Below are 16,882 nucleotides of genomic sequence, written 5' to 3' on the forward strand. Positions count from 1 at the left end.
CCTGCCTTTAAAGTGTTGAGTGTAGAGATGTATTGATTACTCTAGACTTCCATAGTTTTACAATGGAATATTCCCGTGTTTTTTCTTCGGCAATGACTTCTTTTTATTTTTTAACATTTCAAGAGCATTAATTAGGCTCTTCCTTGTATCACGTGGATCAATAACATCATCAATCATCCCATTAGAAGCCGCAACATATGGATTGGCAAATTTCTCGCGATACTCCTGAATTTTTGCTTGTCTAGTTTCTTCAGGATTAGGACTCTCTGAAATTTCCTTTGAAAAGATAATGTTTGCTGCACCTTCAGGTCCCATCACTGCTACTTCAGCATTTGGCCATGCAAACACTAAATCAGCCCCGATTGCTTTACTATTTAAAGCAACATAAGCACCACCGAAGGCCTTTCTAAGAATAACCGTTATTTTCGGTACAGTCGCTTCAGAATAAGCATATAAAATCTTGGCACCATGGCGTATAATTCCGCCATGTTCCTGTTTTATCCCTGGGATAAACCCACTCACATCTTCAAAGGTGATAATAGGGATATTAAAACAATCACAAAAGCGAATAAATCTTGAACACTTATCAGAGGAATCGATATCTAGTCCGCCAGCCATAAACTTTGGTTGATTTGCTACAATCCCCACTGACTCGCCATTAATCCTAGCAAAACCGACCACAATATTTTTCGCAAAAGATGGTTGAACCTCCATAAAATTTTCATCGTCAATGATCGCCATAATGACTTTGCGTACGTCATACACCTTCGTTCCATCGATAGGTACTAAGTCAATCAGTTCATCAATGCGCTCATTTCTTGATTTTTCAATCATAGGTGGCTTTGTTGGTGTTTTTTCTTGATTGTTTTGTGGCAAAAAGTTAATTAATTTCCGTACTTCTTTTAGAACCTCTTCTTCAGTAGCTGCTGTGAAGTGAGCATTTCCACTTAATGAAGAATGTACTTTTGCTCCACCTAAATCTTCCGTTGCAATATCAGCCCCAGTCACGCTTTTAATTACTTTTGGTCCAGTGATAAACATCTGACTCGTCTTTTCTACCATAAAAACAAAATCTGTAATCGCAGGCGAGTAGACCGCTCCACCTGCACAAGGTCCCATAATGACGGAAATCTGTGGAATTACTCCTGAATAAATTGAATTTCTATAAAAAATATGTCCATAACCATCTAAAGAAAGAACACCTTCTTGAATTCTGGCACCACCAGAGTCATTTAATCCGATGATTGGTGCTCCATTTTCAGCTGCAAAGTCCATAATTTTTGCGATCTTTGTGGCATGCATTTCACCAAGCGCTCCACCAAAAACGGTAAAGTCTTGTGAAAAGATAAAAACTAAACGACCATCAATTTTTCCATAACCAGTAACTACTCCTTCACCTGGGGCCTCTGAACTCCCAGATGCAAGTGCCAAACCACGATTTTCAATAAAAGGATTTATTTCAACAAAGGTGTCTTCATCCACTAGAAGATCAATTCGTTCCCTCGCAGTCAATTTCCCACGATTGTGCTGAGCTTCAATTCTAGCTTCACCACCACCATTTTTAACTTTCCAACGCCGTTCTTCCATTTCTTCTATTTTATCAAACATATCCATTCGTTTTGTCGACCTCCTCTAGAGTAATATTGATCAAGAGCTTACATAAAGGTTACACTCTAACAAGGAAAAGTGGTTGACCGTATTCGACTAGTTGGCCATTTTCTACTAATACTTCTACTATTTCCCCACTTACTTCTGCTTCAAGCTCGTTCATTAGTTTCATTGCTTCAACAATACAGACAACTGTGTCATTTTTTACTTGATCACCCTTTTTTACGTAAGGTGCTGCTTCAGGCGACGGTGCTGCATAAAATGTCCCTACCATTGGTGATGTGATTTTGTGAAGATTTTCTTCAATTGGTGCTGCTGAAGGAGCTGGAACAACTTCTTTTACCTCTTGTGTTGGTGCAACTGGAGTAGCAGGGTTAGGCTGAGTATTTGACACTTCATATCTTTGTGGCAACGCTTCCATTTGTCCGGTTATTGTATGGGTAACCGCACTTTTTTTACGGATAACAACTTTTTCATTATTCTCGCCCTTTACGATTAACTCATCTATGTTAGAGCGGTCAACAGCACGGATCAATTCTCTTAAATCATTAATTTTATACATCATTTTTTCCTCCTAAGGTTGTTAAACTTTCATATTTTTTTAATGCTTCGTTTGTTAAGATCGAATGAAGAACAAAATTTGCATAGATGTTAGCAATCTCTGAAATCGAATTTTTCCCATCCTCTTTATACCATTTATACGTCCAATTGATCATTCCGAAAATTGCCATGGATGTTATAGGAACAGGTAGTTCGCGCCTGAATTCTCCTATATCAATTCCTTCTTGAACAACTTTGAACATCATCTCTTTATACTGATCGCGTTTTTTCTTAATCTCATAAAAATACTCTGGTGCCAAGTATAGATTCTCTTGATAAAACACCGTAACGTGCGGCCGATACATATCAAACATCATCACAAAAGATTTAATAATGGCGTTAAGCCTTTCAGTAGGAGTCTGCCATTTTTCATATGCTTCGGTGGCTTTATCAAGAACATAAGTGATAAAATAATCGTGCACGCTATAAAGAAGTTCATCTTTTGATTTAAAGTAATGATAGAAAGTCCCTTTACTCGTTCCACTTAATGTAACAATTTTATCTACAGTAACTGCATGATAACCATTCTGCTCAAAAAGTTGGAGTGCTACTTCTGTTATTTTCTCCTTTGTAGGTTTATCCTTCACAAAACATCGCCTCCATCCTTTGGGCCTATCTCTTACATAATTTTGTTAAGTTCTAGAAATTTCGTATTAAAGTTCCCGTTGATAAAGTCTTCATGTTCAAGAAGAGCAATATGAAACGGTATTGTCGTATCTACACCAGCAATAACAAACTCATTTAAAGCCCGCTTCATTCTTGCAATAGCTTCTTCCCTAGTTTTTCCGTGAACAATTAGTTTCGCAACCATTGAGTCATAATATGGTGGAATACTATACCCCTGGTACACCGCACTATCAACTCGAACACCAAACCCGCCTGGTGGTAGATACGTTTCAATTTTTCCTGGAGATGGCATAAAATTTTTCGCAGGATTTTCAGCGTTAATTCGGCATTCAATTGACCAACCATTAATAACGATATCCTCCTGTGAGATTGATAGAGGATAACCTGCTGCAACCAAAAGTTGCTCTTTTATCAAATCAACACCTGTGACCATTTCTGTTACTGGATGCTCTACTTGAATTCTAGTATTCATTTCCATAAAATAAAAATTTCTATGTTTATCTAATAAAAATTCGACTGTGCCAGCACCTGTGTATTGAACAGCATTTGCTGCCTTTAAAGCTGCTTCACCCATTTTTGAACGTAATTCTTCATCTAAAGCTGGCGAAGGAGCTTCTTCAATTAATTTTTGATGTCTTCTTTGGATCGAACAATCACGCTCACCTAGGTGAATGACGTTGCCGTATGTGTCTCCTAACACTTGTATCTCTATGTGTCTAGGTTCTTCAATATATTTCTCTAAGTACACGCCTGCGTTTCCAAAAGCCGTTTCTGCTTCTTGTTGGGCCATTGTCACTGCTTTTTGAAGTTCGGCTTCAGTTTGCGCAACACGCATCCCCTTACCGCCGCCCCCTGCTGTAGCTTTAATGATCACTGGAAACCCAATTTCACGCGCAGTAATAAGTGCTTGTTCTACATCGTTAATGATCCCGTCAGTACCTGGAACAATCGGTACTCCTGCTGCTTTCATCGTGTCTCTAGCAACTGCCTTAGCACCCATTTTCTGAATGGCCATTGGCGAAGGACCAATAAACGTAATATTTGATTCTCCACATAGCTCTGCAAATTCAGCGTTCTCAGCTAAAAAACCATAGCCAGGATGGATCGCATCAACGCCAGTAATTGTTGCTACACTCAACAGATTTACTTGCTTTAAATAACTTTCTTTCGATAGGTAAGGTCCGATACAATAAGCTTCATCAGCTAATTGAACATGGAGCGCCTCTTTGTCTGCTTGAGAATAAACAGCTACTGTTGAAATTCCAAGTTCCTGACATGCTCGAATAATCCTTACTGCGATTTCACCACGATTAGCAATTAATACTTTTTTAAACATTCATTTCACCTCATCTTACCAAATTGGTATAACGGAAAAGTGACTCACAAATTTTATGTACTACAAGTAGACCGACTAGTCAGTCTACTGTCTATCTGAATTTTACGAAAATAGCAGTGATTTGTCAATAGTTTCCTATTTGATCGCACTTTCACAAGTGACAGGATGTTTTTATACGGATATACAAAGTAAGCAAGAATGTATGCTCTTAGTGCGTCTGTTTTCCAGTTTGTAGGAGAATTTGGTAAACGAGAACGTTCTTAATGCGCCTGTTTTCCAGTTTGTAGGAGAATTTGGTAACCAAGAACGTTCTTAATGCGCCTGTTTTCCAGTTTGTAGGAGAATTTACTAACCAAAAACGTTCTTAATGCGCCTATTTTCCAATTTATGGGAGAATTCGGTAACCAAAAACGTTCTTAATGCGCCTGTTTTCCAGTTTATAGGATAATTCGGTAAGCAAGAACGTTCTTAATGCGCCTGTTTTCCAGTTTATAGGATAATTTGGTATGCAAGAACGTTCTTAATGCGCCTATTTTCCAGTTTGTAGGAGAATTCGGTAAGCAAGAACTTTCTTAATGCGCCTATTTTCCAGTTTGTAGGAGAATGCGGTAACCGAGAAGGAAGTAAATGCGTACACTTTCTATATTTTAGAAGGATTAGTTATCAGGGATGTTCCTAATGCATTTATTAAGATCAGGAGGATACAACGATCAAAATATTAAGTCTCACTTGTCAGCTAAATTATCTTACCCACGAAATAAAAGGTGCCTAATTAACTTAGCACCTCTTTTCCAACATCTTATTTTCCAGTTTCCTTAAATGTTTTAATACGATCACCGATTTCGCCACGGACTCGTTGGAAGAATGCCCATTTTTCTTCATCTGTCCCTTCAGCTTTTGCTGGGTCATCAAAGCCCCAATGAACGCGCTCTTTATTTTTAGGCGTTGCCGGACAAACATCATTGGCATGCCCACAAAGCGTTACAACAAGATCAGCTTTAGCTAATATTTCTGGGTCGATCGTATCCGATGTTTGGTTAGTAATATCGATATCAATTTCTTTCATTGCTTTTACCGCGTTAGGATTTACACCGTGAGCTTCAATTCCAGCTGAATAGACTTCCCATTCATCACCTAAATAATGATGACCAAACCCTTCGGCCATTTGACTACGGCAAGAGTTGCCAGTACATAAAAAATAAATAACTTTCTTAGACATTATAATTCTCCTTTAAGGTTTTTATATCAATAACGACTATTATTTGGCTACTTTTGGTTCTGGAAACCAATGTCGTGTATTGTTTGCAATCTTTACTAAATAAAGCATTAATGGCACTTCTACTAATACACCCACAACAGTTACTAATGTTGCACCTGAGTTTAAACCAAACAATGCAATTGAAACAGCAACAGCTAGTTCAAAGAAATTACTCGTTCCAATCATCGCTGCAGGTGCAGCAACATTATGTTGAAGTCTCCATCTCCTTGCCCAGAAATAGGCGATTACAAAGATTAGAAATGTTTGTATGATTAATGGGATTGCAATTAGTCCTATATGAAACGGGTTACTTAAGATCACATCCCCTTGGAAAGAGAAGATAATAATTAAGGTTAGAAGTAATCCAACCATCGTAAATTTACCAGCGCGCTTTAAATATACTTGTTCGAACCATTCTTTACCTTTATTTTTAATTAAGACAACTCTTGATAAATATCCTGCAACAAGTGGAATAACAATAAATAACACCACAGACAAAATCACTGTTTCATAAGGGACAATGACATTATTTATTCGAAGCAAAAACATAACGATCGGTCCATAGGCAAAGATTAAAATTAAATCATTTACAGAGACTTGGATAAGAGTATAGCTTGCATCTCCTCTTGTTAAGTAGCTCCAAACGAATACCATAGCCGTACATGGTGCTGCTCCTAGTAGTACCGCACCTGCAATATATTCAGTCGCTAAATCACCTGAAATAAATGGTGAAAATATGACTTTAAAAAATATCCAAGACAAGAAAAACATCGTAAACGGTTTAATTAACCAGTTCACAACAAGTGTAATAACTAATCCCTTTGGCTTTTTTCCAGCATTGACGATACTAGTAAAATCAATTTGTGCCATCATTGGATAAATCATTAACCAGATCAAGATAGCAACTGGTATCGATACTTGTGCATATTCAAATTTTGCTAACGTTTCTGGTACTGCTGGTAACCATTGCCCTATCGCAAGACCCATTATGATACAAATAGCTACCCAAACAGTTAAGTAGCGTTCAAAAAAGCCTATTCCCTTTTTCTCTTTAGCTTCACTACTCATTTTCTTTCTCACTCTCCTTTGTTAATCACAGCTAATCTTTTTACCCAGTTTTTCTAATTGAATAATCTTTTCTTCTTGCGCAGGTAAATGTTCGGTTATTGATAGGATTGTTTCATAGAATTCAGAGTTTTTGTTTAACGAATAAAAAATCCACTGTCCTTTTCTGGTTTCTGTTATTAAATTTGCATCTTTTAGTTTGCGGACATGTTGACTAATGGAAGGCTGACTCATATCAAACAGTTCAACAAACTCACATACACAACAATCACTTTCTTTTAATAGTAAGATAATTGTTAACCTAGTTTTATCTCCCAAAAGCTTAAGAACTATGGCCATTTTATCTATCTGGATCTTTTCCATTATTTCTCCCCTTTCACTCTCACTCATATTATATAATTATATACTTATATGTCAATGTAGATTATGTTACACTAATGTAAAGCATAAATGTTTTTGAGGTAATACTAGACGAAAGATCATTAGGAGGAACTGATATGACGAAAAAAATTGAAATTTTTGATCCAGCCCTTTGTTGCCCGACAGGAGTATGTGGTCCTGAAGTGGATCCTGAGTTAACAAGAATAGCTAGAGATGTTGCAACACTTCAAAATAAAGGCTATGACGTAATTAGACATAATTTAGCTCAAAATGCGGAGCCATATGTATTAAACAGTGAAATCGGTCTTTTAATGGAAGCTGAAGGCGTTGATGCACTACCTGCAACAGTCGTTGATGGGAAGATTAAAAAAACTCATAACTACCCAACAAAAACGGAATTAGCTTCTTGGTTAAATATCGAAGTTAGTGAATTAGAAGTAAAAGCACCAAAGTTAACATTAGATTTTAAAACGAATTAAGAATGCTATCAGATGTAAAATGTGGCAATGATATCTCTACATTTTACATCTCATCTCTCACACCAAAGAAAGGATATGGTACATAATGGAACTATTTCACCCAAATAAACTTCCGACAACAAGACATATTTTCTTTACCGGGAAGGGTGGCGTCGGAAAAACTTCAACAGCATGCGCTACAGCACTAGCTTTAGCCAAAGCTGGAAGTCGAGTCCTAATTGTAAGCACAGACCCTGCTTCCAACCTTGAAGACGTTTTTGGACAGGCATTATCGAACTTACCGACAGCGATTAAGGACGTACCAAACTTATTTGCGTCTAATCTGGATCCTGAGGAAGCAGCTAGAAATTACCGCGAGAGTTTAATAGGGCCATATCGAGGTAAACTTCCTAAGGCAGCTATAGACAATATGGAAGAACAATTATCTGGTGCTTGTACAGTTGAAATTGCAGCCTTTGATGAATTTACAAACTTACTTGCGAACCAAGAGGTAACGAAGCAATTTGATCAGATTATTTTTGACACTGCTCCTACTGGTCATACTCTGCGATTGTTACAACTACCTACAGCCTGGTCTTCATTTTTAGAAGATAATACGACTGGTGCTTCCTGCTTAGGACCTTTATCAGGACTAGCGGCAAAGAAAGAATTGTATGCTACTACTGTCCATGCACTTTCTGACAGTGAAGAAACGACATTAGTTCTCGTTTCTAGGCCAGAGCCTTCTTCACTACGTGAAGCAAACCGGGCTTCAATGGAACTTAGTGATATTGGTATAACAAATCAAGTACTAATCTTGAATGGTCTCTTCAAAGCAACTAAGACAGATGATACGATTGCCAAGGAATTAGAGAAACGACAACAGCATGCACTAGAACAGCAACCAGATTTTCTATCTAAGTTACAAAGCTATTATCTACCACTTGTACCTTATAATTTAACTGGATTAAAGGCCTTAAAAAGCTTTTTTGAACCGATAGAACTAGCCTCAGTTCCTTTGAATAGTTCTCATACAGCAAAGGAGATTGCCTCTTTAAATACGTTGGTTAGTTCCATTTCTCAAAAAAATAATGGAGTCATTATGACAATGGGGAAAGGGGGGGTTGGAAAAACAACGATGGCAGTGGCAGTAGCTATTGGATTAGTTCAAGAAGGTCATAAAGTTCATTTGACTACTACTGATCCTGCAGCACATTTATCAAATATTATTCACGATGAAAGATTGCTTGAAAATCTTTCTGTAAGTAGGATAGATCCAAAAGTTGAAGTTGAATTATATCGAGATGAGGTCTTAAGTAAGGTGGCAGCTACCCTAGATGAAGATAGTCTAGAGTATATTAAAGAAGATTTACGTTCACCGTGTACAGAGGAAATTGCAGTTTTTCGCGCTTTCGCCAAAATTGTTGATAAATCCAAAGACACATTTGTTGTTATTGATACTGCCCCTACTGGACACACACTCCTTTTATTAGATGCAGCTGAGTCCTACCATAAAGAAGTTTCACGTTCTAACGGAGATATGCCTGAAAATATTAAGAAGCTCTTACCAAGGTTACGTGATCCTGAGGTAACTGACGTAATCATTGTAACACTCCCTGAAGCAACTCCAGTCTTTGAAGCAAGTAGGCTTCAAGATGACCTTAGGAGAGCAGATATTCACCCGAAATGGTGGATCATTAACCAAAGCTTTCAAGCTGCAAATTCAGAGGATCCTATTCTTCAAGGGAGAGCTAATTCTGAAGAAGAGTGGATTAATAAAGTAAGAAGCAATCTAGCTAGTAAATGCGTGATCGTACCTTGGCAAATTGATGAACTAGATAATGTAGAAAAAGTTAAGATATTGCTTCAGTAGGTATACAAAAATATAAGAGGCTCCTTTAAGTGTTAGTATTTACACTCTTAAAGTTTGCCTCTTTATAATTCTTCTTTTTTTATTATTCATCAAATTTTAATGTGTATTTAAAGCCTTGTTCTGTTAAATGAATTCCTTTTTGGTACTTTTTTACGAGTTCATTATATTTTGCTACAAGGGTTGCAAAATGCTCCTTATTTCCTTCTATAAGAGCAGCATCAATTTCTAATTGTACTGTAGACTTTTGAAATTGATAAATAGCTACTTCTAAGACCATTTGGGCATACAAGGAGTCAAGTACTTGTTGTGAAGGCTCTCTATGGTTATTCATTACCGTAAGTTGTCTCAGCATTTTTTTGTTAATTACGTACTTTTCCATATTAAAACCCCCTTTTTATTTATTATAAACATTTATCTAATTATTTTCAACTTTCAAATTTTTTAGATAATTAATTCAGTTTAAAAAAATTCCTCTACTGCTACCAATAGAGGATCTATGTTCAAAGTATTTATACAGCTAGCGATTTTACAATAGTCCTTAACGCATTAAGCTGCGTTTCAAAAGCCATGCTTGCTACATTCGGTTTATCTACAGTCATCTCTGGGGTAGCTGGAAAATGAATAAAACCAGCTCGAATTGCCAAATTTTTCTCAATAATATAATGTAGCATACCATATAGCGTATTATTACAAATATAAGTCCCCGCTGAATTTGATATTTGTGCTGGAATTCCGGCCTGTTTCAATTGAGTTGTTATTGTTCGAATTGGCAATGTTGAGAAAAGTCCGTCTGGTCCATCAGGTATAATTCTCTCATCAATTGGCTTATCTCCTTGATTATCTCCTTTTTGACCTTCTCCAGCTGTATCTTTAATATTAATCCCAATTCTTTCGATAGTGACACTCGCTCTCCCAAATGCTAAGCCACAACTAATTACTACATCAGGTGAAATTTCTTCTATTTTTAAAAGTAACTGTTGTACACATAAGTCATAGACAACTGGTAAGGTTGCAGAGTATATTTCAATACCATTTATTTCATCTTCAGATATAGCCTGTGAAAGCTGCGCAGTTGGATTTACTTCCATTCCACCAAATGGTTCAAAACCTGTTACTAAAACTTTCAAAATCATATCCCCTTTTTCTATGGATTTAATTTAACACGTCAATTTATTATAAATGAGAGTCTGATAAAATGAAAATTCTCAAATTATTCACAGTGTTTTCGATCTCATTATGCTATTTTAAAGATACATATATTGCCCATTAGAACACATAAATTTGATTTGGAGAACTGTATTCCCTAGAAAAATAAAATGAACAGTTTTCCACTTTCTTTTTGGGGGGATCTGAATGTTTGACAATCTAGAAGAAGAGACTTTTCTTAATGAATTGACAAAAGAAGAACAAGCTTTATTACTAGGAAAGGGAACTGAAATTTATATAAAAAGTGGTAGCTCCTTGTTTTTAGAAGGTGACCCTCCAACCCATATCTATTTAGTAAGGAAAGGAAGAATTCGTTTAAGTAAGACAAACATCGAAGGGAAAGTGCTGTTCTTTCAACTTAAACAAAAAGATGATTTTGTCGGTGAGTTTAGCTTGTACAACAACTTAAAGGCAACATGTAATGCAGACGTTATTAAGGATGCAGTATTAATCCGTTTTGAGCGAATCGTTCTAGAAGAACTCTGCTTAGAAAATGGATCGTTTGCGTTAGCATTTATGAAATGGTTTTCGAAACATCATAATATTCTTCTCTCACAGTTTCGTGATTTAATTTTTTGTGGAAAGACTGGAGCACTTTATTCAATTCTAATTCGACTAAGTCATGCACATGGACAAATTCGTGAGGACGGGGTTTTCATTAACAAAAAGCTAACGAATCAAGAATTAGCAAATTATATCGGAGCTACTAGGGAGAGTATTAGTAGAATTCTAAAAGCCTTAATAAATGATGGGGTTATCTCGTTACAATCGAAATATATAACGATTCATAACTTAAAGTTCCTTCAAGAACAACTTCGCTGTGAACACTGTCCTTATGACGAATGTACAATTTGAATTGCTTGAGGGAAAGAAAGTATCTTTGTTCAGACATATAACAAAGAAAAGTAGAGGCTGACTCAAAAGATCATTGAAGAATGACTTTCGAGGCTCAGCCTCTTTATCTTATATAAAACTTAATGTGGACACGTATAAATGTTTATAAAGTAATTACATAGCCCTAAATGGAACGTGTTTACAGGGGAGACTCTCTTACGTTCCCTTTTGAAACAATTTCTCGCTTCATTTATCACGTGAGGCTGTCTTGCGTTCCCTTTTGAAACAACTTCTCGCTCATTTGTCACGTGAGGCTGTCTTGCGTTCCCTTTTGAAACTTCCTCTGCCATCTTTTGTCACGTAAGGCTGTCTTGCGTTCCCTTTTGCAACAATTTCTCGCTTCATTTGTCACGTGAGGCTGTCTTTCGTTCCCTTTTGAAACTTCCTCTGAATCTTTTGTCACGTAAGGCTGTCTTACGTTCCCTTTTGAAACAATTTCTCGCTTCATTTATCACATGTGGCTGTCTTGCGTTCCCTTTTAAAACTTCCTCTGCCATCAAATGTAACGTGAGGCTGTCTTGCGTTCCCTTTTAAAACTTCCTCTGCCATCAAATGTCACGCGAGGCTGTCTTGCGTTCCCTTTTGGGACACTCTCTACTTTATTCTTTACTATTGACCTTTCACTATTTCCTTTACCTGCGAACGATCTATATTCAAGAAATACGTTTGAACTATCCCGAAAACTCCACCGATTACCCAGTACAACGATAAGGCGGAAGGAAGATTTAACGCGAAAACTAATATCATGACTGGCATAATATTGTTTAGGATTGCTAATTGATTATTTGCTACAGGTTGTAGTGAAGCAGACACTTTTAGCTGTAAGTAAGTCATGAGCGCTGCCAATATTGGTAGGAGGTAAAATGGATCAGCTGCTCCTAAATCAAACCATAGAAATGAATGTCTGGCTAACTCCTCTGTTCTCATAATTGCGTAATAAAAGGCTATCATAATTGGCATTTGGATTAATACGGGTAAACATCCACTACCAATGGGGTTCACACCTTCTGATTTAAACAACATCATCATTTCTTCTTGAAGCTTCTTTTGCGTTACTTCATCTTTCTTTGCATACTTTTCTTTTAAGAGGTTAAGCTTTGGTTGCAGTTCTCTCATTAATTTCATGTTTTTCGATTGTTTTACCATTAAAGGTAAGAGAGCCACTCGAATGAGAACAGTTACTCCAATAATAGACAGTCCGTAGCTATTTCCAAATAAAATAGCTGCTTTTAAAAGTAACCAAGAAAATGGGTACACAAGGAAATGATTAAACACTCCAGGTGTTTCAGCTGTAATTGGTACTTTCTCCATGCCGCAGCCTGTTAGCGCTAAAAATGAAAGTATTGAGACTAATAATAAAATGAAATTCTTTACCTTAAACGTGAGTATTTGATGATTAATTCCCATAGACAACTTCCTCCTCAATGTATGAAAAAATAACTTGTTTCTTGAGAAGGAAACAATGGTCTTCATCTATTAAATTGCTACCTAATTCTTTTGTCGGTATTTTTCGAAATATAATATGAAGTCGACCTGACAAAACATTTATGGGGGCTTCAATATTTCTTAGACTTTCATTCAATCTTACTCTTAGCTTATGCCTCTTGAAAGAAGGTAAATAGCCAGACTGAACGATATATGCCATTAATAATAGCAATGAAAGCAATAACGATAACCAAATAATAGACAAATCAAAAGGGAATTCCACCAGTACTCACCTCCTTAAATTGTTACTAACAACAACGTGAGCTAACGGAACGTCGTTATATAGAAGAATGATATCATAAAGACCGTACATAATCCTAATAAAACTAAACTCGTGTTTACCCATTTTCGGGTATCGTTTGCATGATGGAACTTTGCAACCAGCACGTAGCCTATCAAGCCAATGAACATAATCAAAATGCCATCAATAATCGGGCCAAATAAACTTACTTCTATATTTGCTTTTCGGTAAATATCAATGTTTAGCAATAACGCTGCAACCCACGCTATTAATAAAAATATGGCAATATTTAATGAGACACGTTTCATGCTCAACCTTCCTTTCCTTATTTTTTATATTTTTTTCCAACAGATAAAAATACATACTACATTTTTGCTTACGTTATAAATCGGCACCATTCCACTTATTGACACTTTTTACTAGAATAAGTATGATAGATGTGTATATAACCTATTATTTGGTAAGGGGATTTTCTATGCCAGAATCTATAAAAGATGTTTTGTTAAACGTTCTTTTTATCTTTTTGCCTATCATTATGTACTACTTTTTATGGGAACTCCGCACCAAAACTAAAAATGGCACCATCACTAATTACCTCTTCGGGTTAGTATGTATTCTCTCTATTTACCTTACTATGAGTTTTCCAATATACTATCAAGATGGTTTTTTATATGATTTACGCTATTTACCTCTGTTATTTGCTTTATTATTTGCACCGATACATATTAGTATTTTCATCGTCTTATTTACGATTTTGTACCGCTATTACCTAGGTGGAGATGGCTTTTATTTTTCATTACTTACCATTTCTCTATCCTATTTGTTAGGCTTCACAATTAGACAATTCTTCCATTCCCTGTCCTTAAGAAGAAAAATCGCTGTGACATTTTTAGCAACTTTCTTTGTCCCTTTAATGAGCTTTTTCTTTATTGCTACATTTGTTAAGGAGATTACTAACATTCTTGCCATGTATTCATATCTATTTATCGTTCCTATTACAGCCTCCATCATGGTATTTATTATAGAGAAATTAAACGACCAACAACTATTAAAGTTAGAGCTTGAAAAAAATGACCAACTTCATCTTGTCAGTGAATTTGCTGCATCCATTGCACATGAAGTTCGAAATCCAATGACTGTTTCACGTGGTTTTATCCAATTAATATCTAACAACGAACAAATTTCGATAAAGGAGCGCCAATTTTTACAATTAGCTCTAGGGGAATTAGATCGTGCTCAAGCTATTATTACAGATTACTTATCTTTAGCAAAACCAAAAGACCAGCGAAAAAAATACTTTAATGTCAGTGAATCGATTGAAAAGGTTATTAACTGCGTTGAGGCTTATGCTTTAATAAATAATGTAAATGTGACCTCATCAATAGAACCGAATACGTATCTTTATGGCGAAGAAGGTAAATTAATTCAGGCAATGATCAACTTTGTTAAAAATGGTATTGAAGCTATGCCAGATGGTGGAGAAATAAATATAGCTCTTACTAAATTTGAGGACTATTTTACAATTGTTGTAAAAGACCAAGGAATAGGGTTAAGTAGTGATCAAATAGAGCAACTTGGTTCTGCATTTTTTTCTACAAAAGAGAAAGGCACTGGATTAGGTTTGCTAGTTTCATATAATATCGTACAAACACTTGGTGGTGTAATCAGTGTGACTAGTAAAAAAGGCAGTGGGACAGAATTCACTCTTAAATTTTCCAACCAGAAAAAAACTTCTACTACATAGTATAATTAAAGGCCACTACTCATTTTTTGAGAAGTGGTCTTTTTCTTTTTAGCAAATGATATTTAAATTGTTAGAATTAGTTAATTTGTCTCGGGGGAAATAATTGCTTTGCCGAATTTTTTGGCATGGTCCACAAGTGAACACTTAGTTAACATTTTTCCAATAATTATCCTAATTCACACCTTTGTCAGAAAAGAATACTCAATTAACTTATAGTTCATTATATAGTATTCTTAGAAACAATAGGGAGGGTATAACCATGGAAATAAAACTCCTAGTGACATCATCTATTAATTGTAAACTTTTTGAGAGACGAGTATTAGAAGCTGTTGAAGCAAAAGGTATTTACGCTGAAATTGAAAAGATTGATTCCTTCCCAGACGCAAAAAAATATGGGGTTATCTATATGCCAGCACTAGTGGTGAATGGGAAAGTCGTATCAAGTGGGAAACTACTTTCCAAAGAAGAAATTTTGCGTTTAATTTTTATTTAAATTTCATGTTTCTCTTTTTCCTAAATGGGAATAGTAAAAATATATGACCAAAAGGACAAAAAGGAGATGAGATCTTGGAAACAACAAACTTTAATTCTCCACATATTAAATCCGCAACATATGATGATATTACCCATTCCTTGTATGTTCGGTTTACCAACGGCGATTATTACGTCTATTACGATGTAATCCCAATGGATTACGTGGGGTTTCTCTCTACTGAAGATCATAGTCAATTTGTAAAAGACCGTTTAGAAATGAAATATGATAAGCGAAGACTTCACTAAAACATTTATTAGAGGCTACTTTTCATAGTGCTTAGCATTACCCTATGACAGATAGCCTCTATTTTCGTCTGTTTTTATAAGTTTTTTAGCTAATTTGATAAAATTTAATTGCTTACTTATATCAAAACAAATTATACTTAAGCTGGTGAAAAATTTAAGAGAAAAAGAGAGGGATTTACAGATGATTATTGGTGTACCTAAAGAGATTAAAAACAATGAAAATCGCGTTGCGATTACACCTGCTGGAGTTATTTCTTTCGTAAATTCAGGTCATGAAGTTATGATTGAAACAAACGCTGGTGTTGGTAGCGGTTTCACAAATGAAAATTATATTGAAGCAGGTGCTACAATTTTGGAATCTGCAGCTGATGTTTGGAACAAAGCTGACATGGTTATGAAAGTTAAGGAGCCTCTTTCATCAGAATATGAGTACTTCAGAGATGGATTAGTATTATTTACATACCTACATTTAGCTGCTGAACCAGAGTTAGCTAAAGCATTAACAAGTAAAGGTGTTATCGCCATTGCTTATGAAACGGTTGAAACAAATCGTACACTCCCACTACTTACACCTATGAGTGAGGTAGCAGGTAGAATGGCTGCCCAAATTGGTGCGCAATTCTTAGAAAAACCAAAAGGTGGCAAAGGAATTTTACTTGCTGGAGTTCCTGGAGTTAAGAGAGCGAAAGTAACAGTAATTGGTGGTGGGGTTGTAGGAACAAACGCTGCTAAAATTGCTATTGGTCTTGGCGCTGATGTAACGATTATGGATTTAAGCCCAGAGCGCTTACGTTATCTTGATGACATCTTTGGAAGCAGTGTTAACACACTTATGTCAAATCCGTTGAACATTGCTGATGCAGTCCGCGAATCTGACCTTGTTATTGGTGCAGTTCTTATTCCAGGTGCTAAAGCACCGAAACTTGTCACTGAGGACATGATCAAAACAATGTCCGCTGGATCAGTAGTTGTTGACGTTGCAATTGACCAAGGTGGTATTTTTGAAACTGTAGACCGTATCACAACTCACAGTGAGCCAACATATGAAAAACATGGTGTGGTTCACTACGCAGTAGCAAACATGCCAGGAGCTGTTCCACGTACTTCAACAATTGCTCTTACGAATGTTACAATTCCATATGCATTACAGATTGCTAACAAAGGTGTCTTTACTGCAGTTACTGAAAATAAAGCATTAGAGCTTGGAGTAAACGTTGCAAACGGCGCTGTTACTTATGAAGCTGTTGCTAAAGACTTAGGGTACGATTACGTTCCTGTACAAGAAGCTCTTCACATTCGAATTTAGTTTGAATAAGTAAAAATGAG

Annotated in this window: 19 protein-coding genes; 7 read left to right on the top strand and 12 right to left on the bottom strand. The window is 36.2% G+C overall.

All coding sequences use genetic code 11. The features are described from left to right. Positions 1-57 precede the first annotated feature (57 nt). The 7 genes from DS745_RS18560 to DS745_RS18590 all read right to left on the bottom strand — a co-directional run bounded on the left by DS745_RS18560 (position 58) and on the right by DS745_RS18590 (position 6,857). Entirely contained in the window at positions 58-1,614 is a 1,557-nt protein-coding gene (locus DS745_RS18560) for an acyl-CoA carboxylase subunit beta (RefSeq protein ID WP_129079705.1), read from the bottom strand. Positions 1,615-1,666: 52 nt separating this feature from the next. Beyond that, complete coding sequence (accB, locus tag DS745_RS18565) at positions 1,667-2,170, bottom strand: acetyl-CoA carboxylase biotin carboxyl carrier protein (RefSeq protein ID WP_129080098.1); 504 nt, start codon at positions 2,168-2,170, stop codon at positions 1,667-1,669. Then, positions 2,163-2,795 carry a TetR/AcrR family transcriptional regulator gene (locus DS745_RS18570; protein WP_129079706.1) on the bottom strand — a complete coding sequence of 211 codons (633 nt, stop codon included), beginning with the start codon at positions 2,793-2,795 and terminating at the stop codon, positions 2,163-2,165. Before DS745_RS18570 ends, accB begins: the two co-directional genes overlap by 8 nt. Positions 2,796-2,827: 32 nt before the next feature. Next, a complete protein-coding gene (gene accC, locus DS745_RS18575; RefSeq protein ID WP_129079707.1) occupies positions 2,828-4,171 on the bottom strand; it encodes an acetyl-CoA carboxylase biotin carboxylase subunit in 1,344 nt (447 codons plus the stop codon). A gap of 799 nt (positions 4,172-4,970) precedes the next feature. After that, positions 4,971-5,390 carry an arsenate reductase (thioredoxin) gene (arsC, locus tag DS745_RS18580; RefSeq protein ID WP_129079708.1) on the bottom strand — a complete coding sequence of 140 codons (420 nt, stop codon included), beginning with the start codon at positions 5,388-5,390 and terminating at the stop codon, positions 4,971-4,973. 39 nt (positions 5,391-5,429) lie between these two features. After that, positions 5,430-6,497: an ACR3 family arsenite efflux transporter gene (gene arsB, locus DS745_RS18585; protein WP_129079709.1), complete on the bottom strand. Its 1,068-nt coding sequence runs from the start codon at positions 6,495-6,497 to the stop codon at positions 5,430-5,432. A 21-nt stretch (positions 6,498-6,518) separates the two neighbouring features. Then, positions 6,519-6,857 (bottom strand): ArsR/SmtB family transcription factor, encoded by a 339-nt coding sequence (locus DS745_RS18590; RefSeq protein ID WP_129079710.1) that lies wholly within the window; start codon positions 6,855-6,857, stop codon positions 6,519-6,521. Positions 6,858-6,991: 134 nt separating this feature from the next. Here DS745_RS18590 and arsD point away from each other — a divergent pair, with 134 nt between their 5' ends. Continuing rightward, on the top strand, positions 6,992-7,354 hold the full coding sequence (gene arsD / locus DS745_RS18595; RefSeq protein WP_129079711.1) for an arsenite efflux transporter metallochaperone ArsD: 363 nt from the start codon (positions 6,992-6,994) through the stop codon (positions 7,352-7,354). Between the two features lie 82 nt (positions 7,355-7,436). Beyond that, on the top strand, positions 7,437-9,206 hold the full coding sequence (arsA, locus tag DS745_RS18600) for an arsenical pump-driving ATPase (protein WP_129079712.1): 1,770 nt from the start codon (positions 7,437-7,439) through the stop codon (positions 9,204-9,206). Between the two features lie 82 nt (positions 9,207-9,288). Here arsA and DS745_RS18605 read toward each other — a convergent pair whose 3' ends face one another. Further along, positions 9,289-9,585, bottom strand: coding sequence for an IDEAL domain-containing protein (locus tag DS745_RS18605; RefSeq protein WP_129079713.1), 297 nt, complete (start codon positions 9,583-9,585; stop codon positions 9,289-9,291). Between the two features lie 130 nt (positions 9,586-9,715). Then, positions 9,716-10,339, bottom strand: coding sequence for a pyroglutamyl-peptidase I (pcp, locus tag DS745_RS18610; protein WP_338324555.1), 624 nt, complete (start codon positions 10,337-10,339; stop codon positions 9,716-9,718). Positions 10,340-10,559: 220 nt separating this feature from the next. On the opposite strand from pcp, the gene DS745_RS18615 reads away from it, so the two are divergent. Continuing rightward, a complete protein-coding gene (locus tag DS745_RS18615) occupies positions 10,560-11,267 on the top strand; it encodes a Crp/Fnr family transcriptional regulator (protein WP_129079715.1) in 708 nt (235 codons plus the stop codon). Between the two features lie 648 nt (positions 11,268-11,915). On the opposite strand, the gene yidC is transcribed toward DS745_RS18615, so the two are convergent. From yidC to DS745_RS18630, 3 genes are read right to left on the bottom strand one after another with little or no spacing between them, the layout of a single operon-like run. Then, on the bottom strand, positions 11,916-12,713 hold the full coding sequence (gene yidC, locus DS745_RS18620; RefSeq protein ID WP_129079716.1) for a membrane protein insertase YidC: 798 nt from the start codon (positions 12,711-12,713) through the stop codon (positions 11,916-11,918). Further along, a complete protein-coding gene (locus tag DS745_RS18625) occupies positions 12,703-13,014 on the bottom strand; it encodes a hypothetical protein (RefSeq protein ID WP_129079717.1) in 312 nt (103 codons plus the stop codon). Before DS745_RS18625 ends, yidC begins: the two co-directional genes overlap by 11 nt. 41 nt (positions 13,015-13,055) lie before the next feature. Next, on the bottom strand, positions 13,056-13,340 hold the full coding sequence (locus tag DS745_RS18630; RefSeq protein WP_129079718.1) for a hypothetical protein: 285 nt from the start codon (positions 13,338-13,340) through the stop codon (positions 13,056-13,058). Positions 13,341-13,507: 167 nt separating this feature from the next. Between DS745_RS18630 and DS745_RS18635 the strand changes: the two genes are divergently transcribed. The 4 genes from DS745_RS18635 (at position 13,508) to ald (ending at position 16,862) form a co-directional block, all read left to right on the top strand. Next, the gene (locus DS745_RS18635) at positions 13,508-14,776 is read left to right on the top strand and encodes a sensor histidine kinase (RefSeq protein ID WP_161568313.1); all 1,269 of its coding nucleotides are present in this window, start codon (positions 13,508-13,510) and stop codon (positions 14,774-14,776) included. A 259-nt stretch (positions 14,777-15,035) separates the two neighbouring features. Beyond that, complete coding sequence (locus DS745_RS18640) at positions 15,036-15,269, top strand: thioredoxin family protein (RefSeq protein WP_129079720.1); 234 nt, start codon at positions 15,036-15,038, stop codon at positions 15,267-15,269. A gap of 74 nt (positions 15,270-15,343) precedes the next feature. Then, positions 15,344-15,556, top strand: coding sequence for a KTSC domain-containing protein (locus DS745_RS18645; RefSeq protein WP_161568314.1), 213 nt, complete (start codon positions 15,344-15,346; stop codon positions 15,554-15,556). Between the two features lie 181 nt (positions 15,557-15,737). Further along, complete coding sequence (ald, locus tag DS745_RS18650; RefSeq protein ID WP_129079722.1) at positions 15,738-16,862, top strand: alanine dehydrogenase; 1,125 nt, start codon at positions 15,738-15,740, stop codon at positions 16,860-16,862. Positions 16,863-16,882 lie beyond the last annotated feature (20 nt).

It is taken from the genome of Anaerobacillus alkaliphilus (assembly GCF_004116265.1).
GTDB classification, from domain to species: domain Bacteria; phylum Bacillota; class Bacilli; order Bacillales; family Anaerobacillaceae; genus Anaerobacillus; species Anaerobacillus alkaliphilus.

Bases quoted from the DNA above. Each gene is read 5' to 3' on its own strand.
- DS745_RS18560 (WP_129079705.1), bottom strand. From the start codon at position 1,614: ATGGATATGTTTGATAAAATAGAAGAAATGGAAGAACGGCGTTGGAAA.
- accB (WP_129080098.1), bottom strand. From the start codon at position 2,170: ATGTATAAAATTAATGATTTAAGAGAATTGATCCGTGCTGTTGACCGC.
- accC (WP_129079707.1), bottom strand. From the start codon at position 4,171: ATGTTTAAAAAAGTATTAATTGCTAATCGTGGTGAAATCGCAGTAAGG.
- arsC (WP_129079708.1), bottom strand. From the start codon at position 5,390: ATGTCTAAGAAAGTTATTTATTTTTTATGTACTGGCAACTCTTGCCGT.
- arsB (WP_129079709.1), bottom strand. From the start codon at position 6,497: ATGAGTAGTGAAGCTAAAGAGAAAAAGGGAATAGGCTTTTTTGAACGC.
- DS745_RS18590 (WP_129079710.1), bottom strand. From the start codon at position 6,857: ATGGAAAAGATCCAGATAGATAAAATGGCCATAGTTCTTAAGCTTTTG.
- arsD (WP_129079711.1), top strand. From the start codon at position 6,992: ATGACGAAAAAAATTGAAATTTTTGATCCAGCCCTTTGTTGCCCGACA.
- DS745_RS18605 (WP_129079713.1), bottom strand. From the start codon at position 9,585: ATGGAAAAGTACGTAATTAACAAAAAAATGCTGAGACAACTTACGGTA.
- pcp (WP_338324555.1), bottom strand. From the start codon at position 10,339: ATGATTTTGAAAGTTTTAGTAACAGGTTTTGAACCATTTGGTGGAATG.
- DS745_RS18615 (WP_129079715.1), top strand. From the start codon at position 10,560: ATGTTTGACAATCTAGAAGAAGAGACTTTTCTTAATGAATTGACAAAA.
- yidC (WP_129079716.1), bottom strand. From the start codon at position 12,713: ATGGGAATTAATCATCAAATACTCACGTTTAAGGTAAAGAATTTCATT.
- DS745_RS18630 (WP_129079718.1), bottom strand. From the start codon at position 13,340: ATGAAACGTGTCTCATTAAATATTGCCATATTTTTATTAATAGCGTGG.
- DS745_RS18635 (WP_161568313.1), top strand. From the start codon at position 13,508: ATGCCAGAATCTATAAAAGATGTTTTGTTAAACGTTCTTTTTATCTTT.
- DS745_RS18640 (WP_129079720.1), top strand. From the start codon at position 15,036: ATGGAAATAAAACTCCTAGTGACATCATCTATTAATTGTAAACTTTTT.
- ald (WP_129079722.1), top strand. From the start codon at position 15,738: ATGATTATTGGTGTACCTAAAGAGATTAAAAACAATGAAAATCGCGTT.